General features: G+C 55.5%; 22 protein-coding genes and 1 tRNA gene. 13 read left to right on the forward strand and 10 right to left on the reverse strand.

Features of this window, described 5'->3' with window-relative positions; translation table 11 throughout:
* Nucleotides 1-7 precede the first annotated feature (7 nt).
* Both yidC and PK28_RS13550 read left to right on the forward strand, forming a co-directional pair.
* Nucleotides 8-1,831, forward strand: a complete 1,824-nt coding sequence (gene yidC, locus PK28_RS13545; RefSeq protein ID WP_044514681.1) for a membrane protein insertase YidC — start codon at nucleotides 8-10, stop codon at nucleotides 1,829-1,831.
* Nucleotides 1,832-1,945: 114 nt separating this feature from the next.
* On the forward strand, nucleotides 1,946-2,503 hold the full coding sequence (locus PK28_RS13550) for a DUF6438 domain-containing protein (RefSeq protein WP_156126394.1): 558 nt from the start codon (nucleotides 1,946-1,948) through the stop codon (nucleotides 2,501-2,503).
* Between the two features lie 207 nt (nucleotides 2,504-2,710).
* On the opposite strand, the gene PK28_RS13555 is transcribed toward PK28_RS13550, so the two are convergent.
* Nucleotides 2,711-4,348: an ABC transporter substrate-binding protein gene (locus PK28_RS13555; RefSeq protein WP_082017115.1), complete on the reverse strand. Its 1,638-nt coding sequence runs from the start codon at nucleotides 4,346-4,348 to the stop codon at nucleotides 2,711-2,713.
* Between the two features lie 284 nt (nucleotides 4,349-4,632).
* Between PK28_RS13555 and PK28_RS13560 the strand changes: the two genes are divergently transcribed.
* From PK28_RS13560 to lepB, 7 genes are all read left to right on the forward strand, one after another.
* Nucleotides 4,633-5,439: a ParA family protein gene (locus PK28_RS13560; RefSeq protein ID WP_044514688.1), complete on the forward strand. Its 807-nt coding sequence runs from the start codon at nucleotides 4,633-4,635 to the stop codon at nucleotides 5,437-5,439.
* Nucleotides 5,440-5,691: 252 nt separating this feature from the next.
* Nucleotides 5,692-7,434 (forward strand): PA14 domain-containing protein, encoded by a 1,743-nt coding sequence (locus tag PK28_RS13565; RefSeq protein ID WP_082017116.1) that lies wholly within the window; start codon nucleotides 5,692-5,694, stop codon nucleotides 7,432-7,434.
* 202 nt (nucleotides 7,435-7,636) lie between these two features.
* A complete protein-coding gene (locus tag PK28_RS13570; protein WP_044514694.1) occupies nucleotides 7,637-8,587 on the forward strand; it encodes a ParB/RepB/Spo0J family partition protein in 951 nt (316 codons plus the stop codon).
* Nucleotides 8,588-8,597: 10 nt separating this feature from the next.
* A complete protein-coding gene (locus tag PK28_RS13575) occupies nucleotides 8,598-9,209 on the forward strand; it encodes a DUF5683 domain-containing protein (protein WP_048826048.1) in 612 nt (203 codons plus the stop codon).
* 114 nt (nucleotides 9,210-9,323) lie between these two features.
* On the forward strand, nucleotides 9,324-9,929 hold the full coding sequence (locus PK28_RS13580; RefSeq protein ID WP_048826050.1) for a DUF5683 domain-containing protein: 606 nt from the start codon (nucleotides 9,324-9,326) through the stop codon (nucleotides 9,927-9,929).
* Nucleotides 9,930-10,649 (forward strand): 4-hydroxy-tetrahydrodipicolinate reductase, encoded by a 720-nt coding sequence (gene dapB / locus PK28_RS13585; RefSeq protein ID WP_044514695.1) that lies wholly within the window; start codon nucleotides 9,930-9,932, stop codon nucleotides 10,647-10,649. It begins immediately after the preceding gene.
* A 112-nt stretch (nucleotides 10,650-10,761) separates the two neighbouring features.
* Nucleotides 10,762-11,928: a signal peptidase I gene (lepB, locus tag PK28_RS13590; RefSeq protein ID WP_044514697.1), complete on the forward strand. Its 1,167-nt coding sequence runs from the start codon at nucleotides 10,762-10,764 to the stop codon at nucleotides 11,926-11,928.
* A 162-nt stretch (nucleotides 11,929-12,090) separates the two neighbouring features.
* Here lepB and PK28_RS13595 read toward each other — a convergent pair whose 3' ends face one another.
* Nucleotides 12,091-12,756, reverse strand: a complete 666-nt coding sequence (locus PK28_RS13595; RefSeq protein ID WP_044514701.1) for a uracil-DNA glycosylase — start codon at nucleotides 12,754-12,756, stop codon at nucleotides 12,091-12,093.
* 111 nt (nucleotides 12,757-12,867) lie between these two features.
* Here PK28_RS13595 and apaG point away from each other — a divergent pair, with 111 nt between their 5' ends.
* The 3 genes from apaG (at nucleotide 12,868) to PK28_RS13610 (ending at nucleotide 15,314) form a co-directional block, all read left to right on the forward strand.
* On the forward strand, nucleotides 12,868-13,254 hold the full coding sequence (apaG, locus tag PK28_RS13600) for a Co2+/Mg2+ efflux facilitator ApaG/CorD (protein ID WP_044514704.1): 387 nt from the start codon (nucleotides 12,868-12,870) through the stop codon (nucleotides 13,252-13,254).
* Between the two features lie 51 nt (nucleotides 13,255-13,305).
* Nucleotides 13,306-14,136 carry an O-methyltransferase gene (locus tag PK28_RS13605; protein WP_044514707.1) on the forward strand — a complete coding sequence of 277 codons (831 nt, stop codon included), beginning with the start codon at nucleotides 13,306-13,308 and terminating at the stop codon, nucleotides 14,134-14,136.
* A 194-nt stretch (nucleotides 14,137-14,330) separates the two neighbouring features.
* The gene (locus tag PK28_RS13610; RefSeq protein WP_044514709.1) at nucleotides 14,331-15,314 is read left to right on the forward strand and encodes a hypothetical protein; all 984 of its coding nucleotides are present in this window, start codon (nucleotides 14,331-14,333) and stop codon (nucleotides 15,312-15,314) included.
* Between the two features lie 95 nt (nucleotides 15,315-15,409).
* Here PK28_RS13610 and kdsA read toward each other — a convergent pair whose 3' ends face one another.
* Complete coding sequence (kdsA, locus tag PK28_RS13615) at nucleotides 15,410-16,234, reverse strand: 3-deoxy-8-phosphooctulonate synthase (RefSeq protein ID WP_044514711.1); 825 nt, start codon at nucleotides 16,232-16,234, stop codon at nucleotides 15,410-15,412.
* A gap of 17 nt (nucleotides 16,235-16,251) precedes the next feature.
* Nucleotides 16,252-16,863 carry a methyltransferase domain-containing protein gene (locus PK28_RS13620; RefSeq protein WP_044514714.1) on the reverse strand — a complete coding sequence of 204 codons (612 nt, stop codon included), beginning with the start codon at nucleotides 16,861-16,863 and terminating at the stop codon, nucleotides 16,252-16,254.
* Nucleotides 16,864-16,974: 111 nt separating this feature from the next.
* Here PK28_RS13620 and PK28_RS13625 point away from each other — a divergent pair, with 111 nt between their 5' ends.
* The gene (locus PK28_RS13625) at nucleotides 16,975-17,922 is read left to right on the forward strand and encodes a DUF8428 domain-containing protein (RefSeq protein WP_044514717.1); all 948 of its coding nucleotides are present in this window, start codon (nucleotides 16,975-16,977) and stop codon (nucleotides 17,920-17,922) included.
* 110 nt (nucleotides 17,923-18,032) lie between these two features.
* On the opposite strand, the gene cphA is transcribed toward PK28_RS13625, so the two are convergent.
* The 6 genes from cphA to PK28_RS13650 all read right to left on the reverse strand — a co-directional run bounded on the left by cphA (nucleotide 18,033) and on the right by PK28_RS13650 (nucleotide 25,709).
* Nucleotides 18,033-20,672 carry a cyanophycin synthetase gene (cphA, locus tag PK28_RS13630; RefSeq protein ID WP_044514720.1) on the reverse strand — a complete coding sequence of 880 codons (2,640 nt, stop codon included), beginning with the start codon at nucleotides 20,670-20,672 and terminating at the stop codon, nucleotides 18,033-18,035.
* 253 nt (nucleotides 20,673-20,925) lie between these two features.
* A tRNA-Cys gene (locus PK28_RS13635) sits at nucleotides 20,926-20,996 on the reverse strand.
* Nucleotides 20,997-21,215: 219 nt separating this feature from the next.
* Nucleotides 21,216-23,339, reverse strand: a complete 2,124-nt coding sequence (gene rpsA, locus PK28_RS13640) for a 30S ribosomal protein S1 (RefSeq protein ID WP_231576163.1) — start codon at nucleotides 23,337-23,339, stop codon at nucleotides 21,216-21,218.
* A 159-nt stretch (nucleotides 23,340-23,498) separates the two neighbouring features.
* Nucleotides 23,499-23,972, reverse strand: a complete 474-nt coding sequence (locus PK28_RS19950) for a carboxypeptidase-like regulatory domain-containing protein (protein ID WP_197070418.1) — start codon at nucleotides 23,970-23,972, stop codon at nucleotides 23,499-23,501.
* 67 nt (nucleotides 23,973-24,039) lie between these two features.
* Nucleotides 24,040-24,573 carry a hypothetical protein gene (locus PK28_RS20505; protein WP_044514723.1) on the reverse strand — a complete coding sequence of 178 codons (534 nt, stop codon included), beginning with the start codon at nucleotides 24,571-24,573 and terminating at the stop codon, nucleotides 24,040-24,042.
* Nucleotides 24,574-24,644: 71 nt separating this feature from the next.
* Nucleotides 24,645-25,709: a fatty acid desaturase family protein gene (locus PK28_RS13650; RefSeq protein WP_044514725.1), complete on the reverse strand. Its 1,065-nt coding sequence runs from the start codon at nucleotides 25,707-25,709 to the stop codon at nucleotides 24,645-24,647.
* Between the last annotated feature and the right edge of the window lie 381 nt (nucleotides 25,710-26,090).

Consider the following 26,090-nt stretch of genomic DNA (forward strand, 5'->3'; position numbering starts at 1 on the left):
TCCTCTAATGGATAGAAATCAAGCAACCGGCCTGTTTTTAATTTCGGCCATGCTCCTCGCCTACCTGTTTTTCTTCCGGCCCACGCCGAAGGAGCCAGTTGCCGAAAAAGCCGTTACCACTGCCTCGGCCAAAGTAGTGGCCGATAGCACGGTAAGCGCCCCGCTGGATTCGGCCACGGCCGTGCGCACGCTGGGTGCCTTTGCTACCGCCGCGCAAGGCACTGCCCAGCAGGTAGAGTTGAAGAACGACCGTCTGGCTATGTCTTTCTCTACGAAAGGCGGCCGGATTGAAGCCGTTCGACTGAATGAGTACAAGACCTTCTTCGGGCAGCCGCTGTTCCTGTTTGATAAGCAGAGCGCCCAGATGGACCTGAGCCTGCGCACCAACGACGGGCGCACGGTGAAGTTCTCGGACCTGTATTTCCAGCCCACGCAGGTGCAGCCCGTTACGGTAGACAACAAAAAAGGCCAGCAGCTCGCTTTCACGGCCAGTGTGGCCGGTGGCACTATCCAGCAGCTTTATACCCTGTTCGATAACAGCTATGAAGTAGGCTACGACCTGCGCCTGAATGGCCTGAACACGGTGGTAGCGCAGCAGCCGCTCACGTTCACCTTCGTGGACCACGTGCGCCAGACCGAGCAGGACAAGCAGCAGAACCGCAACCACTCCACTATCAACCACTACCTGGCCAACGACGACCACGGCGCCCTGGCCGAGGCCAGCGAGAAGCCCGAGGAGCTGGTGGTGAACGAGCCCCTGAAATGGGCCGCCCACAAGCACGACTTCTTCGTGGCCGGTATTATTGCCAACTCCACCTTCGCCACCGGTAAGTTTGTGTCGAATGTGAACCTGGCCGATTCCACCTTCATCAAAACCCTCAGCACTACGCTTACCATTCCCGCCGCCGATGTGCAGCAGGGCAAGGCGCAGATGCGGTTCTTCTTCGGTCCTAACTCCTTCAGCCTGCTGAAGGACGTAGCGCCCGGCTTCGACCGGAACGTGTACCTGGGCTGGGGCCTGTTCCGCTGGGTAAACCGCTTTGTGGTGCTGCCCGTGTTCCACGTGCTGGAGCAGTTCATCAGCTCCTACGGTATCATCATTGCCATTCTGGTAGTACTGATTAAGCTGGTAACCTGGCCTTTGACTTACAAAACTTACGTGTCGCAGGCGCGCATGAAGGTGCTGAAGCCGGAGATTGACCAGATCAAGGAAAAGTACGCCGATGATCAGGTAAAGCAGCAGTCGGAAACGATGAAGCTGTATCAGAGTATGGGCGTTTCGCCGCTCAGTGGCTGCGTGCCCATGCTGCTGACGATTCCGATTCTGTTTGCCATGTTCCAGTTCTTCCCCAACGCCATTGAGCTGCGCCAGCAGCCCTTCCTGTGGGCCAAGGACCTGAGCACCTACGACGTGTTCATTAAGCTTCCCTTCTACGTGAAATGGTACGGCGACCATGTGAGCATGTTTACCCTGCTGATGACCCTTTCCACGCTGCTGATGACCTGGCAGAGTAACCAGATGAACACGGCCATGCAGGGCCCCATGAAAATGTACAGCTACCTGATGCCGGTTATTTTCATGTTCGTGCTGAACAGCTTCTCGGCCGGTCTTACCTGGTACTACTTCATGTCGAACATCGTCACCTTCGCGCAGCAGGCCATTACCCGCCGCTTTGTAGACGACTCCAAGATTCGGCAGCAGTTGGAGGCTAACAAGGTGAAAAACAAAGACAAAAAGCCCAGCGGCTTCCAGGCCCGCCTGGCCGAGGCCATGAAGGCCACGCAGGAGCGTGAGTCGGATGCCCGCAAGGAAGGCAAGAAGAAAAAGTAACGTCGGCGCTTCCCGCTAAGTAAAATGCCTTTCCGCCGATGCGCGGAAAGGCATTTTTATTTTCTGCTCCTTGTTACGGCAGCAGCGTACCTTCTCACCCTTGCCCCACCTGCCATGCGTTTACTTTTCGGTTTTCTGTTGCTGATGGGCTTTTCCTTCCCGCCCGCCCGTGCGCAGCAGGGCTCCACCAACAAGCCCATCCGCTATACCCCGCCCAAGACCAAACCGGCGGTATCGGCTCCCCAGGTTTTGCTGGATACTCCGGTGGTTGCCCCCAAAACCCAGGCCAGTGCAAAGCTGCCGGTACTGATTTTCGAGAAAACACCCTGCTTTGGCCGCTGCCCGGCCTACAAAGCCACCGTTTACCGCAACGGCCACCTGAGCTACGAAGGTTTGAGCAACGTGCCGCTGCTGGGCCAACATGAGCTGCAGTTGCCCGCTGCTACCGTAAATCATATCCTGAAAGAAGCCCAACGCATCGGCTTTGCCCGGCTGCAGGGCGTGTATTCCCAAAACACCTCCGACCTACCCTCCACCTACCTTTCCATCCTTCAGCCCGACTGTAACCTAAAGGAAGTGCGCGTAGAAGAAGGCGCCCCGGAAGAGCTGAATAAGCTGCTGCTGTACGTTCACGAGCAGATTATGAAAGTAGCCCTGCCGCCAACTAAGTAGGGGTGTAGTGTAATAATAAAGAACGTCATGTCGAGCGAAGTCGAGACATCTCGCGTGCTGACGTTGCAATAGTATTGTCATGCTGAGCCTGTCGAAGCATCTCTACCGCTTCGTTGCAGTGGTATACCACACTAGCGAGATGTCTCGACTGCGCTCGACATGACGGGCTTCATGAAGCTCGACATTACTTTCCCCTTGTAAGTCCTTCTACTCTTTCCGCACCCGTTCCAGTACCAGCTGGTTCATGGGGTTAGGCATGAGGCCGCGCACGTTGTTCTGGGTAAGGCGCACCACTTCGTCGTAATACAGGGTAATGACGGGGCATTCTTCCACGATGATGCGGTCCATCTGCCGGTAGAGGTCGTAGCGCTTGTTGAGGTCCTGCTCCAGCTTGGCCTGCTCGTAGAGCTTGTCGTAGGTGGCGTTTTTGAAGTGCGTTTTGTTGGGGCCGGCCGGGGAGAAGTTTTTGCTGTAGAACAGGGCCAGGTAGTTTTCCGCGTCGGGGTAGTCGCCCAGCCAGGACTTGGTAAAAAAGGCGGCGCGCCCATTGTCCACCATTTCCTGCTGCGCGGCCGATTGATTGACATCGATTTCGACCTGCACGCCCACATCGGCCCAGTTCTTCTGCAGGTATTCGCACACTTCTTTGCGCTCGGCCACGGTAGTCAGGCGCAGGCGCAGCGGCTTGCCGGGACCAAAACCGGCGTCCCGCAGCAGCTCCCGGGCTTTTTCCGGCTGATAGGTATAACCGGGCACCAGCTTTTGGCTGAAGGAGGGCAGCGAGGCCGGCACAAAGCCGGAGGTGCCGGGCACCCCCACATTATTCAGAAAATAAGCCAGCAGCTCCGGGCGGTTAATAGCGTAGCTCAGGGCCTGACGCACGCGCTTGTCGCGCAAGGCCGGGTTGGCGGCCTCCCCGCGCAGGTTGGTGGGGTCCTGCTGCAGGCCGAGGTATTCCGTGTTGAGGTAAGGCACTTTCTGCAGCTGAAATTTGCCTTTGAAGTCCTCACGCACGGTGCCATCGGGGTGCATAATCAGGTCCCGGGAGCCGGCCCGGATGCCGCTCAGGAAATCCAGGCGGCCCTGCATAAAGGTCAGGAACTCGGTTTTGCGGTCCTGGATAAAGCTGATCTGTACGGCATCTAGGTAGGGCAGCTGCTTACCCTGGGCATCCTTTTTCCAGTAGCGGGGGTTGCGGTGGTACACAATGGCATTGCCTTCATCCCACTCCTTAAATACAAAAGGCCCGGTGCCTACCGGGTGCTCCCGAAAATCCTTACCGTAACGCTGCACCGCCTCCCGGGGCACTACATAAGCGTAGGGCATGGTCAGGATCCCCAGAAAGGGAATAAAGGGCTCCTGCAGGTGAATGCGCAGGGTGGAGTCGTTCACGGCTACAAAGCAGGTATCGGATGGTTCGCCCTGGGCATTTTCCAGCACCTTACCCCGGAAAATCCAGCCGCCGGGGCTGGCGGTGGGGGCATCCAGCAGGCGGCGGAAGCTGTACACGAAGTCCTGGGCCGTTACCCGGCGGCCTTTGCCGTTGGTAAACACATCAGAATCGTGAAAAAACACATTGGGGCGCAGCGTGAAGGTATATTGGCGACCGTTGGGCGAGATGCTGTAGCGGCGGGCAATAGAGGGGCCCGGCTTTAGCTGCTCATCCAGCTCTACCAGCCCATTGTAGAGCTGCGTGGTGGCCCAAATATTGGCCTGGTTGCGGGCAAAGGCGGGGTCCAGGGAGGTAAGCGCCTCGGGCTGGTTGTAGCGGAATACGCGTCGGGCATCGGTGGCTTGCTCGCTGCCGCCGCAGCCCGCCAGGGCAGGAACGAGCAGAAAGACCATCCGGGAAAAGCAACGCGAAAACGGAATCATGGGAAAGGCGAAAGCGTGTATATTTGTGCAAGTGTAAGGGTTCAGGGGTTAGCCATTGTGTTTTGGCCAGCAGCTTTTCTCCGTTGGCCCACCGCACTTGCCTCTCCTGCCTGAGGAGAATCTGTGCTGCGGCGCCTTGGTGAAACCCTTATTTTGTCATAAACTAGCAGTTGGCTGATGCCTCTGGTTATCGGCTTTCTTTGCGACATCCTCTTACCAAACAGCTGGCAGCCAACGGCTAATAGTGCAAGCAAATGGGAAAAATTATTGCGGTAGCCAATCAGAAAGGCGGGGTGGGCAAAACCACCTCCTCGATTAACCTCGCGGCCTCGCTGGCGGCGCTGGAATATCGCACCTTGCTGGTAGACGCCGACCCTCAGGCTAACGCCACCTCTGGCGTCGGCTTCGACCCCAAAGACATTCAGAACAGCATTTACGAGTGCATGGTGGATGGCATTAATGCCCAGGATATTATCCTGACCACCCACGTACTGCCCCACCTCGACCTGATGCCCTCCCACATTGATTTGGTAGGCGCTGAGGTGGAGATGATTAACCTGCCTAACCGCGAAGAGCGGATGAAGGAAGCCCTGCGCCCCCTGGCCGATCAGTACGACTTCATCATCATTGACTGCTCGCCTTCCCTGGGTCTGATTACGGTGAATGCCCTCACGGCTGCCCACTCGGTTATCATTCCGGTGCAGTGCGAATACTTTGCCTTGGAAGGCCTGGGCAAGCTGCTGAATACCATCAAAATTATTCAGAGCCGCCTGAACACGGAGCTGGAAATTGAAGGCATTCTGCTGACCATGTACGATGTGCGCCTGCGCCTGAGCAACCAGGTAGTGGAGGAAGTAAAGTTGCACTTCCAGCAGTTGGTGTTCGATACTATCATTCCGCGTAACGTAAAGTTGTCGGAGTCGCCGAGCTTTGGCATTCCCGTTATTCTGCACGATGCGGAAAGCAAAGGCTCCATCAGCTACCTGAATCTGGCCCGCGAAATTGTGGAGAAGAATGCGGTAGATGCCACCCCGGAAGCCGCCGAAGACAGTGCGGCCTAAGCCATAGCAGTTAAAAGAAAAGCCCTTACTTGTTGAGGGCTTTTTTTATGCCTTATCTCGGCAGCACAAATTCACCGAATTTTTATCCACCTAAAAACCGGCCTTGCAGCTTCCTAAACCGGTTTTTCCAAAACACCCTACGGGGTAAGTACAAATTTTACACCTCCCCGATTGGCGCGGCAAACGCAGAAGGTGTAAATTCATGGCTTCTTTTGGTGTATAATCGGTAACAACACCCAAATTTCGTTTCCTGTGCAGTATCCGTTGTTTTATTCCCTGCTGGCTGGCCTGGTCCTGACTGGCGCTACGCCCGGCCGCACCCACGCCTGGGCTGGTCCCACCAGTAACTCTTCCGTTTCAGCCCGCCCCACCACCGTGGTGGTTGAGAACGGGCTTACGGCCAGCTACTACCCAAATGGTACTTTTGCCGGAGCGCCCGTTCTGCGCCGCGTTGATGCCTCCGTAGATTTTAACTGGGGCCTGGGCGCTCCATCTAAAGACTTACCTACGGATTACTTCTCGGTTCGCTGGGAGGGTTTGCTGGTGGCTCCCACCACTGGCACCTACCGCTTTCAGGTGCCCACCAACGACGAAATCCGGCTGTGGGTAAATGGCAAAAAGGTGCTGGACACCTGGGACGGCCGCCGCGAGGACAACTCCAACGCCTTTGTGCAGCTGGCTGCCAATGAGAAAACCAGCATTAAGCTGGAGTATGTAGATGCTGATGGCGAAGCCCATCTGCAGCTGCAATGGCTGGCGCCTGGCAAGGGCCTGCAGATTATTCCCATGGAGAATCTTTATCCATTGGGCTCCAGTATTATCCCCGCCCCGGCCACTGCTCCGGTTGTTGCCGCAGCCGTGGTGAAGCCGGCACCGGCTCCGGCTCCGGTTACGCCCACTCCGGTCACACCGGCTCCAAAAGTCGCCCCTGCTCAACCGGTAGCGCCTAAACCCGTTGCTGCGGCTCCTGCCCCGGCACCAGTAGTAGCAAAACCTGCCGCGCCAGCGCCCAAACCGGCGGCCGTACCAGTCGCGGCCCCTAAACCAGCCCCGAAAGAGAAGGCTGTGGCAGCGGCTCCGGCTGAGCCAAGTAAAAAAGCGGCTAAGCCAGAAAAGGTGGTTACAAAACCAAAGCCTCCGGTAGCTGCCGCTACGCCCAAGCCCACTCCGGCGGCGCCAAAGCCAGCAACCCCTAAAGCACCTGCCCGGGTAGAGCCCGCCGTATACATTATTACGTCGCGCGCCACTGGCCGGCCCTTGGAGGTACAGGACCCCAGCCGCCCCAATATGCGGGCTTACCAGACCGTGCCCTCGGGCGGCACGGCAGCCACACCTCAAAATGAAACGACGCATTGGCGCATTGAGCAGCAGAATGATGGATTCTACCGCCTGATGGTGCCCGGCAACAACCGCGTGCTGGAAGTACTGGGGAGCTCAACCTCCAATGGCGCCGCCCTGAACCTGTGGCCCTATTACAGCGGCAACAACCAGCAGTGGAACATTGAGCTGACGGAAGACGGCTACTATAAAATTGTAGCCAAGCACAGCAAAAAAGCCCTTACCGCCCGCGACTCTACCGATACGGGCATTGTACAGTGGCGCTTTAAGGATAATGAAACCCAGGACTGGAAGCTGACCAAAGTGGTACCTAACCAAAACCGGGAGCTGCTGCAGGCCGCTGTAGAGCGGCCCGGCATTGGCGCGAACCGTATGAGCCTGTATCCCAACCCCAGCAACGGAGTGGTGCAGCTGACGTATCGTTTGCCGGAAGAACTGCCCGTGGGCTGGGTGCTGTATAACCAGAATGGCGCCGTGGTACGTGTATCGGACTACCGCCGCCGCACGGTGGGCATCCAGCTTCAGACGCTGGAATTCACCGACCTCCCCCCCGGCGACTACTACCTGCACCTCACGGTAGGCACTACCACTACCCGCCATTCGCTGAAGCTGCGCAAGCCCAGCGCAACAACTCCGGAGGCCAGCGCGGGCGAATAGTCCGCTCCTCTGCCTGAGAATTTCCTTCCGGCCAGCGTTATCGATAAGATAACGCTGGCCGTTTTTTATTGAAGAGCAGGCTGTTCCGGGAGTCTGCTGGCCCAGGATTCCGCTCGCCAACAAAATTTCCCATCCTTCCCCGGCGTTTGTGTATTTTTGAATCCTGCTTTTGCCCGGTGTTGGGCAGAAGCCTATTGCAGGTATGTCAGAGAAACCCGAAGAGAAATCTACGCCAGCGGCGGCACCCAAGCGTAAAATAGGTGGTCTGGGCCGGGGGCTTAATGCCCTGATTGAAGGCAGCTACGAAAAGAAGAGCGACCGGCTCGTGTCGCACCCCGTCAACTCGGTGGGCTTTATTCCCGTGGCGCACATTGAGGCCAACCCCTACCAGCCCCGCACGCACTTCGACCAGGAAGCGCTGCAGGAGCTGGCCGAAAGCATCCGCATTCAAGGCATCATTCAGCCCGTAACGGTTCGCCAGACGGGCACCAACGCCTACCAGCTCATCAGCGGGGAGCGGCGCTTGCAGGCCTCCAAGCTGGCCGGGCTGGATACGATTCCCGCCTACATCCGCAAGGCCGATGACCAGCAAATGCTGGAAATGGCGCTGATTGAGAACATCCAGCGCGAGAATCTTAACGCCATTGAAATTGCCCTCAGCTACCAGCGCCTGGTGAGTGAGTGTAACCTGAAGCAGGAAGAGCTGGGCGACCGGGTAGGCAAAAACCGTTCTACGGTAACCAACTACCTTCGCTTGCTCAAGCTCCCACCCGATATTCAGGTTGGCCTGCGCGATGCCGTTATCAGCATGGGCCACGCCCGCGCCCTTATCAGCATTGAAGATGCCGAGCAGCAGCTGGCCTTGTTCCGCCGCATTGTAGCTGAGGAACTGTCGGTGCGCCGGGTAGAGCAGCTGGTACGCGCCGGAGCCGGCGCGGCTAAGCCCGCCGATGCCCCCGGTGCCCAACAGGTAGAGGAAACCAACGTGCAGGTACCCGTGGCCGAGCTGCGCCGGACCGAGCGTCACCTCTCCGAGCGTTTTGGCAGCCGCGTAATGGTGAAGCCCGGGCCACAGGGCCGTGGCGAAATCAAAATTGCTTTTGACTCTGTGGAGGACATGCAGCGTATTCTGCATATTCTACAACCTGCGTAAGCACCAGGCTATGCAAAACGGGCTGCGTCTTATTCTCCTGACTTCCTTGCCAGCCCTTTTGCTGGCAAGTCAGGGGTGGGCGCAAGCCGTTACCGCCAGTCCTTTAGCGCGTGATTCAACTCGTCGTACCGAGCGGTTGCTGGGCTGGCAGGTAACGCGGCCGAAGAAAGCCGCTCTCCTCTCAGCGGTGCTACCGGGTGCGGGTCAGATCTACAATCGTAAATTCTGGAAGCTCCCGTTGGTCTACGGAGCTATTGGGGGTGCTATTATCGGAGAACAGCATTATCAGCGCCTCTACCAAGAATACACGCGGGGCTATGAGGCCCGCATGGATGGCAACCCAAAAACCATTGACAAAGGGGAGCACTCCGGGCAGGAAGTCTCAGATGACAACGTATATGCTGTTCTCAAGTCCTATCGAACTTCCCGTGACCAGTGGATAGGTGGTATTGCCCTGGCCTACACTCTTAATATTGTAGACGCGCTGGTGGATGCCCACCTGTACGACTTCGACATCAGTAATGACCTGAGTTTGCACTGGGAGCCCAGTATGCTGCAGTTGCCCACAGCAGCTCCCACGCCCGGTATTGCTTTTTCTCTTCATCTGAAATCCAACCGTTGAATGAATGTTCTGCTGAATGGATACAGAACCAGAAAAGGCTTGCCACAAGCCCAGGGCACTGCATGGGCAAGTAACACCGCGCAAAGCCGGCTGCGTACGATACTGCTGGTTTTGATGCCAGCCCTGCTGCTGGCCGGTTCAGTACAGGCGCAAACCGTGGTCACCGCCGGGCCAGACTCGGCAAAGGTTAGCACCCCACCTACCCCACCAGACACTACCCGCCGTACTGAGCGGCTGCTGGGCTGGCGCATGACGCGACCCAAGAAAGCTGCTATTCTATCCGCCGTGCTGCCCGGCGCCGGCCAGATTTATAACCGTAAATACTGGAAGCTACCGCTGGTGTATGGGGCCATTGGCGGTACGCTGGCTGTAGAAATTTTCTACCAGAAACGTTATAAAGAGTACTCTAAAGGCTACCGGGCCCGCACAGATGGTGATTCACTTACTATAGATAATGGCCCACGCTCCGGCCTGGAACCCACGGACGAAGCCGCCAAAGCCGGCCTGGTTTTCTACCGGGCCCACCGGGACACCTGGATTGCTTATACGGCGGTAGCCTACACCCTCAACATTGTGGATGCGCTGGTGGATGCCCACCTGCACGACTTTGATATCAGCGACGACCTAAGCCTGCACTGGGAACCTAGTGTACTGCGCGTGCCTACTTCCGGCCTAGCTCCCGGCGTCGCTTTCTCTTTTCAATTGAAATCTAAGCGTTGAATGAATATTCTGCTGATTGGCTACGGTAAAATGGGCCACGCGCTGGAAGCGCAGGCTATTGCCCGGGGCCACCGTATTGCCGGTATTATAGATCCTTCCCGGCCGGAAAGCCGCATTACCGATTTTACGCCGGCCACGGCCGATGTAGCCATTGAGTTTACGCACCCTGATTCGGCTTTCCTGAACGTATCCACGGCCCTGCGCCAGGGCATTCCGGTGGTATGTGGCTCTACGGGCTGGCTGCACCACTTTGAGGAAGCCCGCGAGCTGTGTCAGGAAGCCGACGGCTCGCTGTTTTACGCCTCCAACTTCAGCGTGGGCGTGAATCTGTTCTTTCACTTTAATGAATACATGGCCGCCAAAATGCATCAGTTTGGCGGCTACGATGTGCAGGTGAAGGAAATACACCACGTGCACAAAGTAGACCAGCCCAGCGGCACGGCCCTCACCACCGCCGAAGGCATTCTGCGCCATTTCCCCTCTAAAACCCATTGGCGCAACGAAGCTACCGCTAATGAGCAGGAGCTGGCCATTCTCTCCGAGCGCGAAGGCGAAGTAGTGGGCACGCACATCGTCACCTATACTTCTGCCCTCGATACCATTGAGCTGAAGCATGAAGCCCACAGCCGGGATGCCTTTGCCCAAGGGGCTTTGCTGGCCGCCGAATGGCTGCCCGGCCACCAGGGCGTATTCGGGATGAAAGACCTGCTGGGCCTGTAAGCCGAAGCATATTCCACATTCGCATAATTAGTCGGATATTCCGCCGTTTATCAGGAACTCCTCTCCCATAGCGAGGCTTTCCCGTTCTAGTTGCTATCTGCTGACCTGACTCATGGCCGTAAAATTCTGGGAGAAAAACCCCGCGACGGAAACCACCCCCAAAAAACCCAAAAGCGTAGCGCGTGAGTGGGGTGATGCTATCCTGTTTGCGGTAGTAGCAGCTACGCTTATTCGTTGGGCCACCTTCGAGGCGTATACCATTCCTACGCCCTCCATGGAAAACTCCCTGCTGGTAGGCGACTACCTGTTTGTGAGCAAGCTGCACTACGGGCCCCGCACGCCCCAAACGCCGCTGCAGGTGCCCCTCACGCACCAAACCATCTGGGGTACCAACATTCCCAGCTTTTCCGACGCCATTCAGCTTACCTCCCACCGCCTGCCGGGCTTTTCCGAGGTGAAGCGCAATGATGTGGTGGTGTTTAACGTGCCTTTCGAGAAGCAGTACCCCGCCGATCTGCGCACCAACTACATCAAACGCTGCATTGGCATAGCCGGCGACCAGATTGAGGTGCGCCAGAGCCAGGTGTATATCAACGGCAAGCCTGCCCAAAATCCGCCCAAGCTGCAAACCAGCTACGAGCTGGCCACGGATGCCCCTATCCGGGATGATATCTTCCGGGAGCACAGCGTGGTGGACTACGACCATATGGGCATTCCGCAGCCGCTGTTTCAGGGCGATACCGCCTTTTACACGGTGCATCTTACCAACGAAGCCGCGGCCTTTCTGCGGGAACAGCCCTACGTGCGGCGCCTCACGGAGCAACGCCTGCCCGCCGGCATTCCGGACCCCAGCGTATTCCCCAACACGGTAGACTTCCCCTCGCCTACGCCGCTCAGCGCCACCACCCGCCCCTGGAACGCCGATAATTATGGGCCCCTCCAGATTCCTAAGGAAGGGCAGACGGTGACCATTACGCCCGAAAACGCAGGGATTTACTTTAAAATCATTGCCCAGTATGAGCACAACAAAGGCGTAACCTGGCAGGACGATACCATTTATCAGAATGGTAAGCCCGTGACGCAGTACACGTTCAAGCAGAACTACTACTTCATGATGGGTGACAACCGCCACAACTCCCAGGACTCCCGCTACTGGGGCTTTGTACCCGCCGACCACATTGTAGGCAAAGCAGTACTCATCTGGCTGTCAGTAGACCCCTTCGCACCCAACTTCTTCAGCAAAATCCGGTGGAGCCGCCTGTTCCATCTGATTGATTAGCCGCCGTCCTTGCGAGGAGGCACGACGAAGCAATCCGTCCTTTAAGCAGTCAGACATTTCCTTTTACCAGAAAGCCCTTGACGTGTAGTACGTCAAGGGCTTTCTGGTTTATTGGGGCTTGCTACTTTTTAGAGGACGGATGGCTTCGCTCGCCATGACATGCTACCACTGAATCGGCTTTTTACCGTGGGCTATGAGGTATTCGTTGGTTTTGCTGAAGGGCCGGGAACCGAAGAAGCCCCGGTCGGCGGCGTAGGGAGACGGGTGGGCGGCTTTCAGCACCAGGTGCTTGCTGGTATCAATGATTTCTCCTTTTTTCTGCGCATAGGCGCCCCACAGAATAAATACCACGTTTTTCTTCAGCTCCGATACTTTCTGAATAGCCACATCAGTGAACTGTTCCCAGCCTTTCTTTTGGTGGGAGCCGGGCTCTCCGGCGCGTACCGTAAGCGTGGCATTGAGCAGGAGCACGCCCTGCCGGGCCCACCGGTCGAGGTTGCCGTTGGGGGCGGGGGGCGTGTCCGGAATGTCTTCCTGCAGCTCCTTAAAAACGTTTTGCAGAGAAGGCGGCGTGCGCACGCCCTCGGCTACGGAGAAAGCCAGCCCGTGGGCCTGTCCTTTGCCGTGGTACGGGTCCTGCCCCAGAATCACTACCTCCACTTTATCGAAAGGGCAGGCCTCAAAGGCATGAAAAATCTGCGGGCCGGGCGGGTACACGGTAGCCGTGGCATACTCCCCCCGAAGAAAAGCTGTGAGGTGCTGAAAATATGGTTTTTCGAACTCAGAGGCGAGTACCTTACGCCAGCTTTCTTCTATCTTTACATTCATACCAGAAAAGCAGTTATTGAAGTTTTGGTAAGCCAAGACGGCCCGGATTTGCGTACATAAACCATATTTCGCCGCCGGGTGTTACGTTCTTCACCGCATAGCTCAGGAGTCATGAATACGACCACTACGCAGGGAGTAACCGTGAGTGTTACGACCAACTATCTACCAGATTATTCCAGCCCCACCCAGGAGCACTTTGTGTTTGCCTATAAAATTGATATTCGCAATAACAGCGAATATACCGTGAAACTCCTGCGCCGCCACTGGTTCATTTACGATGCCAACGGTGTGGTGCGCGAAGTGGAAGGGGAAGGTGTGGTAGGCCAGCAGCCCGTTTTAGAGCCCAGCGAGGCGCACCAGTATGTGTCGGGCTGTAACCTCAAGAGCGGCATGGGCAAAATGCGCGGCACCTATCAGATGGAGCGGCTGGTAGATGGCAGCCGCTTTGATGTGGAGATTCCCGAATTTACCTTAGTGGTGCCTTTCCGCCTGAACTAACGCCTACTTTTGGCCTCCTGAAGCCGATACTTTCCCCTTAGAATTTTTTCCTTGCTGCATCAGGCAATCAGTTACTTCCAGTTTTTGCTCCGCTCGGGGAATGCGCACGGTCTGCATTCCCCGTTCGTTTTTGGTCTCTATACCCACGTTATTAATCATCGGGGTGCATTTGCCGCTTTTGGGGCCATTGAGGCCCGGCGGCAGGCGCTACGCCAAAGCCCGCAAGTCCTGACAGTGCGCGACTTTGGCGCCGGCTCGCATACCGGGGCCGGCCGGCAGCGCCCCGTGCGCGACATAGCCCGCACCGCCGCCAAGCCTGCGGCCCTGGCGCAGCTGCTGTTTCGGTTGGTGAATCATTTTCAGCCCCGCACGGTGCTGGAGCTGGGCACTTCCCTGGGCCTGACCACCGCTTATCTGGCCGCCGCCAACACGCGGGCCCGCGTAATCAGCTTTGAAGGCTGCCCCCAAACCGCCAGCGTGGCACGCCAGACTTTCGAGGAGCTAGCCTTACCGAATGTAGAGCTGGTACTGGGCAACCTGGATGAGACGCTGGAACCGGCCCTTAAGGCGCTGCCAGAACCATTGGACTTTGCCTTTTTCGATGGCAACCACCGCTACGAGCCCACCATGCGCTATTTTGAGCAGTGCCTGGCGCGCTGCACGGAGGAAAGCGTTTTTGTGTTTGATGATATTCACTGGTCGGCGGAGATGGAACGCGCCTGGGTTGCTATTCAGGCTCACCCGCAGGTGCAGCTCACTATCGACCTGTTTCACGTGGGGCTGGTATTCTTTCGGCGCAAGCAGCCCAAGCAGCATTTCACGCTTCGCTTCGATAGTCCCCTGGATAACTTGTTGGAAAGTACCCGCCGCTTATCGGCCTGATGTGCTCCTTTTTTGGTTAGTACTGCTTGAAAAGCCCGTCTACTGCCGGGCTTTTTTGGCTATACAGATTACTCTGTTTCCCAGCCAGGAACCAGGTATTACAGGTCATAATCTTATTAAAAAGTTGCATTTTTTGTAATTATTAAAATATTAAATTCAACTAAATCAATTTCAAACCCTTTATACCCTTTATTATGACCCATTATATAACCCGCGGCCTGCTGCTGGCCACCTTATGTGTAGCAGCCCAAACAGCCCTGGCGCAGGAAAACACCAGCACGGTGGCGCAAACCGGCAACGACAACCTGACGACCGTTACGCAGGTAGGCGAACGAAACCAGGCCTCCGCGGAGCAGATCGGTGACAAAAACACCATTGATCAGTTGCAAGACGGGCAGATTTCTTCTAAGGTAAAAGCTACGCAGAGAGGAAATTCTAACCTTATTACTCAGCAGCAGCTGGGCGATGGCGCCGACTTAGTCAATCGGCTGGAGGCCACACAAACCGGCAATGAAAACAAGATTGACCAGACCCAAAAGGTAATAGGCAACGTGGGAATAGCTACCCAAACCGGAAATAAAAATAACGCTATTCAGTACCAGTATGGTCGGGCAAATGAAGCTTCTACCGAGCAAACCGGCAACCAGAACTACAGCGAGCAGCGGCAGTTAGGCAACTTTGGGGTAGCAACTATTAGCTCCACAGGCAATAATAACAGCGCCTATCAGGAACAGCACGAGTTGTCAAGTCGGGCTAGCAGCACCCAGCTAGGCAATGGCAACCTGTCCGCTCAGTATCAGGCAACGGGAAGTGAAAACAGGGCGGATATTTATCAGGAAGGAGATAATAATATTGGCTTGCAGTCTCAGGAGGGGGCTAGTAACATAGCTTCGCTGTCGCAGGTTGGCAATACTAATGCGTCTCTTCAGATGCAGGTAGGCAATGGCAACGAAGCTAGTATTGACCAACGGGGCAACGGAAACCTGGCTCTGCAATACCAGGAAGGAATGGCTAACGTTGCCATGATAGATCAGGATGGCAATAACAACCTGGCAGCGCAGGTGCAGGTGGGCGAGTTTAATTCCGCGCAGGTTTGGCAGGGCAGCAACGGGCAGACCAGCGCAATTCTGCAGACGGGCAACAACAATACCGCTACGGTGCATCAGGATCATCCTTAAGCTTTTCCCCCTTCTCTCTCCTAAACACAAGAAACCCGGCCGCAACCTATAGGTTGCGGCCGGGTTTCTTGTGTTTCTATGGCTTGAACGCTGAGCTAACGAATAGCCTCCCGCACGCGCGTCAGCTTCACCAGCAAGGCCTCCAGCTGGTCCAGGGGCAGCATGTTGGCCCCGTCCGACTTAGCCGTGGCGGGCGTGGGGTGGGTTTCAATGAACAGGCCGTCGGCACCCACGGCAATGGCGGCTTTGGCAATGGTTTCGATGAGGGCGGGCTGGCCGCCGGTTACGCCGCTGCTTTGGTTGGGGCGCTGCAGGGAGTGAGTTACGTCCATCACTACCGGCACCCCAAAAGCGCGCATAGCGGGCAGGTTCCGGAAATCGACTACCAGGTCGGAATAGCCAAAGGAATTACCCCGGTCGGTGAGGATAACGGGCGAGCTGCTGGTTTGCTGCACTTTATCCACGGCAAACTGCATAGCCTCGCCGTTCAGAAACTGGCCCTTTTTAATGTTCACTACTTTGCCCGTGGCCGCAGCGGCTACCAGCAAATCGGTCTGGCGGCACAGGAAAGCGGGAATCTGCAATACATCCACGTACTCCGCGGCAAAAGCGGCCTCCCCCGATTCGTGAATATCCGTGACGGTGGGCACGCCCATTTCGCGGCCTACCTTCTGCAGAATGCGCAGCGCCGTTTCGTCGCCGATGCCGGTAAAGGAATCGAGACGGGAACGGTTGGCTTTGCGGTAGGAGCCTTTGAAGATGTAGGGAATCTGGTATTTGTCGGTGAGGCGCCGCACCTGCTCCGCAATGCGCAGGGCCATGTCTTCCCCTTCAATAACGCAGGGGCCGGCCATGAGAAAGAACTGGCCGGAATTGGTATTCCGGAAATGCGGCAGGTGGTTGGCGAGAGTGGTGAGCATATGCAGGTTAAAATAGATCAGCTGATTTTTTTCTTCAGGCAGATAAACAACTCCGCGCCCTGGCGGGGCGGAATGGAGTTATAGGCCGTGTCGAAATGATGAAAATCGAAATAAGGAGCAAAGTAGCCCCGGTATTCTTCCGGGGTGCCGCCAAACGGCGGCTCGGGTGAAGCGCCAAAATCTTTCTGGAACAGGAGGCCCATCAGCGTGCCGCCCGGCACCAATAAATTGGCGCATTGTGCCGCATACGCGGGCCGCAAGCTGGGAGGCAGGGCGCAAAAAAACGTTTGCTCTACTATAAGATCAAAGGCGGGCTGAGGCTCCAACTGAAAAAAATCCTGTAGCAGGAGGTGTTCTGCCGGGAAATCCGGCACGCGGCTACGCAGCTCCTGCAGCGGCTCGGGAGCCACATCGGCCACCCACACCTGGGTATACCCCTGCCGGTGCAGATACTCGGCCTCATAGGCCCGGCCGGCCCCCGGTATCAGAATACGGCGGTCATCGGGGCCGGTCAGCTGCTCAAAATACGCTTGTAGCGGCGGGGTAATAGTACCCGTATCCCAGCCGGTGCGGCCGGCCTCATAGCGGTTGCGCCAATAGGACGCATCGAGGGTTGGTGCAACTTGCATAGAAGTATGTATTTTCGGGCACCCTCTTGCGTGGGCAGCCAATCCCTTTATTTTTGTGCGCAAAGGTAACGCACAGCCCGGATTGTCCGGGTTTAACTTAACCCCTTTCTAATGGAACAAGCCCAAAATCCGGAGCCCAAGAATAACAGCCGTGTGCTGCTGATAGTAGCCCTCATACTGGTACTATTGGGCATCAACGGCGTCCTTTTCTACATGAACCAGCAAAAGGGCAAGCAAAATGAGCAGCTCACGGCTGACGTGCAAGCCAAAGACGCCAAGCTGGAAGAGCAAATCAAGCAGTACGAAGCCCTGAAAGCCGATTTTGAGCGCCAGAGCCAGGAAGTTCAGTCTATGGGCCTGGCCAACGACTCGCTGGAAAATAAAATTGCATCAATTAATGCCGACCTGCTGAAGCTGCGCTCCTTCCGGGCCGGCAGCTTTACCCTCTCGGAGCAGAAGCGTTTCCGCGACCGGGCCAGCAACTTTGAGCGCCAGCTAAAGCTGAAAGACGAGGAAATTGCCAAGCTGAAGTCGGATAACGAAGCGCTGTACACCGAGACGACCACGCTGAAAGAGCGCCAGAACAAGCTCACTGACACCATTACCACCATTGCCCGCACCAATCAGGAGCTGAACGAGAAGGTAAACATTGCGTCTCGGCTGCAGGCGGAAAACATTCGGGTAAACGTTATCAACAGCCGCGGTAAGGAGAAGGACGATGACGATGACGTTTTCAAGGCCAAGCGCGTAGAGAAAGTGAAAGTTGCCTTCAACCTGGCCCGCAACGACGTGGCCCCGAAGGAAACCAAGCAAATCATGATGCGCCTGATTGAGCCCGATGGCTCGGCGCTGTACAACCTGAGCACTGGTGGCGGCACGTTTATGGTAGATGGTGCCGAAGCCTTCTACACCGCCAAGCAGGACATGGTGTTCGACAACACCAAGCAGAACGTGCAGTTTGTGTACGCCAAAGGCACGGAGTATAAGCCCGGCGTGCATACCGTAGAGCTGTATGCCGATGGTTACCTGATTGGCACCACCAAATTCACGCTGAAGTAAACGAAACACGACCCGGAAGCCTACCTCTTCCGGTTTCACTTCATTAAAAAAGCCCCGTTACATTCTGTAGCGGGGCTTTTTTTAATGAAGTGAAGACTCTGCGAGACTTCTTACATTTTGTTGAGGCTCGATTCGTACTCCTCCAGTCTGGTTACGGCACCGGCTATATTTTCGGTGAACAGTACCACTACGGCACCTTCCGGGGCATTGGCCAGGACATGGTCAATGGCTTCCATTTCATCCTCAATGTACGTGATGGGCAGTTCCTGCTTGTCCAGGCGCAGGCCGCGGGTCATCAACTCCCGCAGCTCCTCGGCGGTTTTACCGCGCAGGTCCCGGTCTTGCCGCAGAATTATCTCGTCGAAGATCTGGCCGGCAATGCGGGCAAAGCCCAGCGTATCCTCTTCGCGCCGGTCACCCAGGCCCGATACGATACCAATTTTACGGGTGGCCGGGGTTTCATTCAAGAACTCCGCAAACTTGCCGATGCCGTGCGTATTGTGGGCGTAGTCCACAATAACATCAAACTTCGGAAACTTGTACTCGTTCATGCGGCCCGGCGTTTTGCTGGCCGATGGCACGAAGGTGCGCAGCGCGGTTTTTATATCGTCGCGCTCAAAGCCGCACAAGTAGCCCGTGAGGGCCGTAGCCAGGGAGTTTTCAATGTTGAAGCGGGCGCGGCCGCCAAACGTAATGGGAAACTCGGCGGCCCGGTCTATGCGCAGCTTGTAGCTGTTTTTGTAGATAGAGATGTATCCTTCCTCAAATACGGCGGCCACTCCCCCATTCTCCACGTGCTCCAGAATGCGCGGGCTATGCTCGTTCATGCTAAACAGGGCCACGCGGCAATCCAGCTTCTCGCGCATGGCATACACCAGGTCGTCGTCGGCATTGAGCACGGCCCAGCCGCTTTTGCGCACGGTGCGGGGCAGCACACCTTTCACCTGTGCCATTTCCTCCACGGTGTTGATGTCGCGCATGCCCAGATGGTCGGCGGCCACGTTGGTTACCACGGCAATATCACAGGTATGGAAGCCCAGGCCGGAGCGCAGCATACCGCCACGGGCGGTTTCCAGCACCGCAAAGTTTACGGTAGGGTCTTTCAACACAAACTCGGCACTCTGCCCGCCGGTACAGTCACCTTTCTGCAGCTGCCGGCCCTGAATATAGATGCCATCAGTAGTAGTAAAGCCCACTTTGTACCCCCGCGAGGACACCATGTGCGCAATCAGGCGGGTGGTGGTGGTTTTGCCGTTGGTACCGGTTATGGCAATGATAGGAATGCGCGAGGTGCTGCCCCGGGGAAACAGCATGTCCACCACGGGCGCGGCCACATTGCGCGCCAGCCCTTCGGTAGGCGAAATGTGCATGCGGAAGCCGGGCGCGGCATTCACTTCAATCACGGCGCCACGGGTTTCGTTCAATGGAATGGCAATGTCCGTGGTCAGCAGATCAATACCGCAGATATCGAGGCCTACAATGCCCGCTACCCGCTCGGCCAGCAGTACGTTGTAGGGGTCTACCTGGTCGGTTACATCAGTGGCGGTGCCGCCGGTGCTGATGTTGGCCGTGCTTTTCAGGTACATCACCTCGCCGGCCGGCAGCACCGATTTTACCGTGAGTCCCTGGGCCTTCAGCAAATCAACGGTGTGCTTATCGGCTTTTATCTGGGTGAGCACCTTCTCGTGGCCCACGCCGCGGCGCGGGTCCTTGTTCACCTCATCAATCAGCTGCTGAATGGTGCTTTTGCCGTTGCCGGTTACGCTAGCTGGTGTGCGGCGGGCGGCGGCCACCAGCTTGCCATTTACCACCAGCAGGCGGTAATCGTGGCCCACCACAAACTGCTCCACGATAACAGCGCGGGAATATACCTGGGCGGCTTTCAGCCCCGCCAGCGCATCTTTCCAGTTAGTAATGTTGATGCTGGCGCCTTTGCCGTGGTTACCATCCAGGGGCTTGGTTACAATGGGGAATCCCAGTTCCTCAATGGCGTCGCGCAGCCCGTCGGGCGAGTACACGGTGGTACCGCGGGGCACGGGCACACCGGCATCATGCAGCAGGGCCTTGGTGCGGTTTTTATTGCCGGCCACCTCTACCCCGGCGTGCGAGGTATAGCTGGTAGTAGTAGCCCAGATGCGCTTCTGGTTAACCCCGTAGCCCAGCTGAATAATATTGCTGTTTTTGAGCTTGATGTAGGGAATATTGCGCGAAGCCGCTTCGGCCACAATGCTGTAGGTACTGGGGCCGAAGAACTCTTCTTCCCGGATATCGTGCAGCTCGTCAATAATGGGTTTGATATTGACTTTCTGCTTTTTGCAGAGCGACTCCACCACCTCCACAGCTGCTTCGGCGGCCCGACGTCCGGCGCGCTCTTCCTGGTAGCAGAACACCACGTACTCCACGCCGGGCTCGTGTGCCGGGTAGGACTTGCCCCAATGCACGGGCATGCCCGCCAGGCGCTGCAGCTCCAAGGCTACGTGCTGAATGATGTGGCCCAGCGGCTCCCCATCGGCCAGCATTTCCTGCGTGAGGGGCGGGTGCTTCAGCGCTTGTTGCTGAGTATAAGAAGTATGCGTCTTTTCCTGCCCCAGATCCGGCAGTAACTTCGTCAGCCGCTTATCCAACCCCGGAAACTCATTCGACCACTTGCCGGCAAACTCCTCCAGGTTCACCTTCAGAACAATGAGTTTATGATGTTTGACCGACCAGTAACTCGGTCCGCGCATGGTGCGCAGTTCTACAATTTTCATAGAGGGATTAGGGTGGGTATTGGTGCTTCGTGCGCAGTTCTACGGAGCAATGCGGCGCTTGGATAGGCACTTTAGGAGCTTACCTCCATTTTTTTACGCACGCTACCGCTAAGCGGCTGACTACCTTGCCGGAAGGTCGGCATTTTTCCTCTGCTTCCAGCCAAAGTCTTTCCCAGAATGTCTAAAAAGCCAAAACCCCAGCCGGGGCTAATCGGCTGGGGCACTAGGCAATAGAAAACAGGAATTGTAAAAGAGGTGACGAGCGGATTCGAACCGCTGTAGGAGGTTTTGCAGACCTCTACCTAGCCACTCGGTCACGTCACCGGATTGGGGACGCAAACATACACCATTATCTGGCTTCTGCCAAACTCAGAGGCACTTTTTCGCTTCAGCGGCGCTAAGTTGCTGGCATTCTGAGCAGATGGCAGAACGGCTTACCAGCTGGTTTTTAAGCCAGTCATTGCTCATCTACGACCCAATGTAACCGCCAACAAAAAAGCCCCGGATTGCTCCGGGGCTTTCTTTACTCAGCTTGAGAAAAGCTTAGGCTTTCTCTTCGTCCTTCTTGTCGTCGGCTTCGTCGCCGGCAATCAGGTCTTTGGCTTTGTCTACTACATCACCGGCAATTTCTTTCGCTTTTTCGAAAGCAGCCGTGTGCGAAGCAGCTTCTACCACGTCACCAGCAACTTCTTTGGCTTTATCCAAAGCAGCCGAAGCAGCATCAGTGATAGTGGCGAGCAGGCCACCTTCTTCTTCCGTAGCTGCGGGAGCTTCGGTCGTTTCAGCAGCCTCCGCTTTAGCGGCTTTCTTAGGAGCAGCGCTGGTCTTCAGCTTCTGCTCACCAGCCTCACGCTCGTTGCCCATCATCTTGTCGCGCAGCGCGGACAGAGCATCCAGGTCACCGAGGGTCGACTTCTCAGCCGTGGCGGGCTTCTTCAGGTCGCTCAGCTTGCCTTCGCCTTGTGCGGGAGCACCGGCAGCACCGCCCGTGGTCTTCTTCTTGGTGAACTTCGAAGCGCGGCTGTCCTCTTCCTGCTGCTGGTTGAACACAGCAGTGTGCGACAGTACGATGCGACGATCTTCCTTGGAGAATTCTACCACGCGGAAGTCGAGCTGCTCGCCGTTTTCAGCCTGCGAGCCGTCTTCCTTCACCAGAGACTTGGGATAAGCGAAGCCCTCGATGCCGTAAGGCAGCTCGAGAACAGCGCCACGGTCGTTTTTCTCCGTGATGGTAGCCTTGTGCACCGAGCCGGGGGTGAATACCGTCTGGAAGGTATCCCAGGGGTTTTCTTCCAGCTGCTTGTGGCCCAGGGCCAGACGACGGTTGGTAACGTCCAGCTCCAGCACTACTACGTCCAGACGGTCGCCTACCTTCACTACTTCCGAAGGATGCTTCACCTTCTTGGTCCAGGACAGGTCAGACACGTGTACGAGGCCGTCCACACCTTCTTCCAGCTCTACGAACAGGCCGAAGTTGGTCAGGTTACGCACCAGACCGTTGTGCTTGGTACCTACGGCGTACTTGGTGCCGAAGTCGCCACGAGTCCATGGGTCTTCGCTCAGCTGCTTGATACCCAGGCTCATCTTGCGGTCTTCGCGGTCCAGGGTCAGGATCTGAGCCTCTACTACGTCGCCCTGCTTGATGAAGTCCTGCGGGTTGCGCAGGTGCTGGCTCCAGCTCATTTCTGAAACGTGGATCAGGCCTTCTACGCCAGGTACAATTTCCATGAACGCGCCATAGTCGGCTACGTTCACGATGCGGCCTTTCACTTTCGAGCCAGGCTGCAGGTCCTGGGGCAGCGAATCCCATGGGTGAGGAGTCAGCTGCTTCAGGCCCAGCGAAATACGCTTCTTGGCTTCGTCGAAATCCAGAACTACTACGTTCAGCTTCTGGTCCAGCTGCAGCACTTCGCTCGGGTGCGCGATACGGCCCCACGAGATGTCGGTGATGTGCAGCAGGCCGTCTACGCCGCCCAGGTCGATGAACACGCCGAAGTTGGTCATGTTCTTGATAACGCCCTCGAGGATCTGGCCTTTTTCCAGGTTGTTGAGGATGGCTTCGCGCTGCTTCTCGAGGTCTTTCTCGATCAGGACTTTGTGCGAAACTACCACGTTGTCGAAAGCGGCGTTGATTTTCACCACTTTCACTTCCATACGACGACCAACATAGATGTCGAAGTCACGGATGGGCTTCACATCAATCTGCGAGCCGGGCAGGAAGGCTTCTACGCCGTCCAGATCCATGATCAGACCACCTTTGGTACGACGCTTTACAACGCCTTCCAGGATGGTGTCATTTTCCAGTGCATCGTAAATGGCTTTCCAAGCCTGCTTGATCTTCGCCTTCTTGCGCGACAGGATCAGCTGACCGTTGGAATCCTCCTGGTCCTCGATGAATACCTCTACCTGGTCACCGATTTTGAGGTCGGTCAGGTCGCGGAATTCGGAGAGGGGCACCAAACCATCGGACTTAAAGCCGATGTTCAGGATTACGTCGCGGTCGGTGATGCCTACCACGGTGCCTTTTACTACTTCTTCTTCCTGTACTGTGGTGAGGGTCTCACCGTACATCTGCTCCATTTCGGCGCGCTGCTCGGCGGTATAATTACCACCAAAGCCGCTGGCTCCAACGTTGTCCCAGTCGAAGTTGTCTACTACTTCTGCCATGTGTTATGGTTGGCCCTTTTGTACACGTCCGGCGCAGGGCCCGCCTCCGAAACGCGTTTTTGTTTGATTCACAGCGCAAAAGCGCCGGCCCGCCACCCTGGCGGGGGCGCAAAGATAAGGAGTTTGGGGGAGAGTTTTTGTGTTTACAGTAAGTTCTGGCTAGAACTCTCGCTCATCTCTTTTGCAATACCATTGAGGGTCACAACCCGTTATCTGGCAGCCTGCTAGTTTTATCTTATTATTCTTTGCGCGCTCCATCATCCGCTTACTAGGCAGGCCATAGACTATAGGAATTACCTGGTCCTCTTTCATACAAACAGGGCAGGTTTTTCCTCTATGATTTAGCACATGACAGCCAATGGGGAAGTTGATATTCAGGGCTGTTATTTGGCAAGGTGGAATATCAACCTGTGTTATTGTCGTATCCCGATAACCAATGCATTCAATTTTAAGTCGATGGGTCCCTATGGGCACCTCATCAATTGCAAAGAAACCAGTGCTATCTGTGGTAGTACCAATTCCTAAATCAGGAAACCATACTGTAGCTCTACCTGCAAATCCCTTATGTTCTACTTGATTAAAAAGTCGTCCTTTTAATGTTCCGGTTTGGCTAAAACCGCAAGTGATTTTCATCAGCAATAGAAGAACACTAATTAGAAGACTTTGCATAAGGTATTGCAAGCATTTTGTATATAGAAACTTAAATATTCTCATAAACATGGAAAGCCCTTCTTCTTTTCGAATAATACACCTGAGTGATTTCAGGATTATAAAAAACTCTTTCTTCAATAACATGTTCACCTGTTTTTATATCATCATTTTTGTTTTTAGAATCATCGACTAATATGCCATACACCTTTTTATAATTTGCATCATCCTGGCCAGTATTTTGGCATTCATTAGATGTTATGATGAAATAGTTTTCGAATAGCTTGTCTATTTTACAAAAATTAGATTCCTCTAAACTGGTGGCATAAATCATTGATGATATTTTAATAACTATATCATCTGCGGTATTATCTACATCGATATGATAGACTGTATGTCCTTCAGGAGGATTTCTTTTTATATAACTAAGCAATACAGCCTTCACTGTGTCTTCACTTAAAATATAATTAACCTCATTCATTACTTTATTTAAATTTATTTTCTTTTTAATTTTTGACCTGTGCTGATCATCTCCACATGATATAAGCAGTAATGAAATGACAAAATACAAAAACGTGTTTTTCATAATCTTAAAAAATGAGGCATAAAAAAACCTCGCAAATATGCGAGGTTTTTTATGCTCTCCGGCTCAAGTTCTTACCGGCGTCCCAACTGCCGCAAGTGCGCTACGTGTGAAGCCACGGCATACCGCATGTTCGGATACTCGTTGTACTCAATCCCGAACTCCAGGCACATCTGGCGCAGAATCTTGTTCAGGGCCGGGTAGTGCACGTGGGAGATGGTGGGGAAGAGGTGGTGCTCTACCTGGAAGTTGAGGCCGCCTACCAGCCAGCTGATGATTTTGCTGTCGGTAGCGAAGTTGGCGGTGGTTTTAATCTGGTGAATGGCCCACTCGTCCTCAATCTTGTTAGTGGTGGCGTGGGGCACTACAAAGCTGGTGTGCTCTACGGTGTGCGCCAGCTGGAATACAATGCTGAGCGAGAAGCCGGCCACGCAGGCAAACACCACAAAGCCAATCAGCCAGGGCAGGAAGCCCACCATATAAATAGGCAAGGCCACAAACAGGCCCAGGTGCAACACCTTAAAGCCCCAGAACACACCCTCATCGGTGGCGGTCATTTTCTTGATGGGCATCTCCCCTATTTTCCGCTGGAAATACTTCTGGTAATCCATGTAGAAAATCCAGGCAATGAACAGCAGGGCGTAGAAAAACCAGAAGTACAGGTGCTGGAAGCGGTGCAGCATGCGGCGGGGCTGGTCGGGGCTGAGGCGCAGCCAGGGCTGGGCGTTCAGGTCATCGTCTACGCCTTCCACGTTGGTGTACATGTGGTGAATGAGGTTGTGCTTGGCATTCCACATGAAGGAGCTGCCGCCCATTACGTTCAGGGTGAAGGCGGCAAACTGGTTCAGCCACTTGGATTTGCTGAAGGAGCCGTGGGCGCCGTCGTGCATTACGTTAAAGCCAATAGCGGCGCCAATACCACCCAACAAGGCGCATTCCAGCACGGCAACCCAGGCAGGCGGCGTGAGGAACACAATGTGCAGATACACGGCTACGAAGGAAGCCGTGAGGAGAATGGCTTTGAAGTACAGGCTTTTATTGCCGGTGGGGGCAGTGCCCGCCTCGGCGAAATAGGCATTGGTGCGGCGCTTAAGCTCCTGGTGGAAAGAGCGTGACGCGGCAAATTTGGGTGCTTGCATTGAAATGGGAAAAAAGAATGGCGACAAAGGTACCGCCAACTGCTGCGTTAACGCCGCGTAAGCCGTAAAAAAGCCGGATTTTATAAGTCAGGGGTGTCTCCCAGTCTGATGTGGGGCACGGCCGAAGGGCTTTATACTCTTTCAGGACAGGCTCAGCAGTAGAATGGTTCAGAAGTGGGGCGCCGCCACGGGCAGCCTGCGGGCTTCCGGTGGCGGTAAAAGGCTGGTAAGCGGAAGCGTTGTGCTTAGCTCGACAGGTAGGTAACAGCTATACGAGGAAAATGGCTGAGCGGCTTCATGTACAACATATTGGCACGCACGGTCCGGCACCCGGAGTGCCGCGTATGTAGGCACACTGTTCTTTCATTTTTACTGCATTTG

This window comes from Hymenobacter sp. DG25B (assembly GCF_000801315.1).
Lineage (GTDB): Bacteria > Bacteroidota > Bacteroidia > Cytophagales > Hymenobacteraceae > Hymenobacter.

Coding starts and splice junctions, on each gene's coding strand:
- PK28_RS13570 (WP_044514694.1), top strand. CDS start 7,637: ATGTCAGAGAAACCCGAAGAGAAATCTACGCCAGCGGCGGCACCCAAG.
- rpsA (WP_231576163.1), bottom strand. CDS start 23,339: ATGGCAGAAGTAGTAGACAACTTCGACTGGGACAACGTTGGAGCCAGC.
- PK28_RS13625 (WP_044514717.1), top strand. CDS start 16,975: ATGGAACAAGCCCAAAATCCGGAGCCCAAGAATAACAGCCGTGTGCTG.
- kdsA (WP_044514711.1), bottom strand. CDS start 16,234: ATGCTCACCACTCTCGCCAACCACCTGCCGCATTTCCGGAATACCAAT.
- dapB (WP_044514695.1), top strand. CDS start 9,930: ATGAATATTCTGCTGATTGGCTACGGTAAAATGGGCCACGCGCTGGAA.
- yidC (WP_044514681.1), top strand. CDS start 8: ATGGATAGAAATCAAGCAACCGGCCTGTTTTTAATTTCGGCCATGCTC.
- PK28_RS20505 (WP_044514723.1), bottom strand. CDS start 24,573: ATGAAAAACACGTTTTTGTATTTTGTCATTTCATTACTGCTTATATCA.
- lepB (WP_044514697.1), top strand. CDS start 10,762: ATGGCCGTAAAATTCTGGGAGAAAAACCCCGCGACGGAAACCACCCCC.
- PK28_RS13560 (WP_044514688.1), top strand. CDS start 4,633: ATGGGAAAAATTATTGCGGTAGCCAATCAGAAAGGCGGGGTGGGCAAA.
- apaG (WP_044514704.1), top strand. CDS start 12,868: ATGAATACGACCACTACGCAGGGAGTAACCGTGAGTGTTACGACCAAC.
- PK28_RS13650 (WP_044514725.1), bottom strand. CDS start 25,709: ATGCAAGCACCCAAATTTGCCGCGTCACGCTCTTTCCACCAGGAGCTT.
- PK28_RS13550 (WP_156126394.1), top strand. CDS start 1,946: ATGCGTTTACTTTTCGGTTTTCTGTTGCTGATGGGCTTTTCCTTCCCG.
- PK28_RS19950 (WP_197070418.1), bottom strand. CDS start 23,972: ATGAAAATCACTTGCGGTTTTAGCCAAACCGGAACATTAAAAGGACGA.
- PK28_RS13610 (WP_044514709.1), top strand. CDS start 14,331: ATGACCCATTATATAACCCGCGGCCTGCTGCTGGCCACCTTATGTGTA.
- PK28_RS13555 (WP_082017115.1), bottom strand. CDS start 4,348: ATGGTCTTTCTGCTCGTTCCTGCCCTGGCGGGCTGCGGCGGCAGCGAG.
- PK28_RS13580 (WP_048826050.1), top strand. CDS start 9,324: ATGCCAGCCCTGCTGCTGGCCGGTTCAGTACAGGCGCAAACCGTGGTC.
- PK28_RS13595 (WP_044514701.1), bottom strand. CDS start 12,756: ATGAATGTAAAGATAGAAGAAAGCTGGCGTAAGGTACTCGCCTCTGAG.
- PK28_RS13620 (WP_044514714.1), bottom strand. CDS start 16,863: ATGCAAGTTGCACCAACCCTCGATGCGTCCTATTGGCGCAACCGCTAT.
- PK28_RS13575 (WP_048826048.1), top strand. CDS start 8,598: ATGCAAAACGGGCTGCGTCTTATTCTCCTGACTTCCTTGCCAGCCCTT.
- cphA (WP_044514720.1), bottom strand. CDS start 20,672: ATGAAAATTGTAGAACTGCGCACCATGCGCGGACCGAGTTACTGGTCG.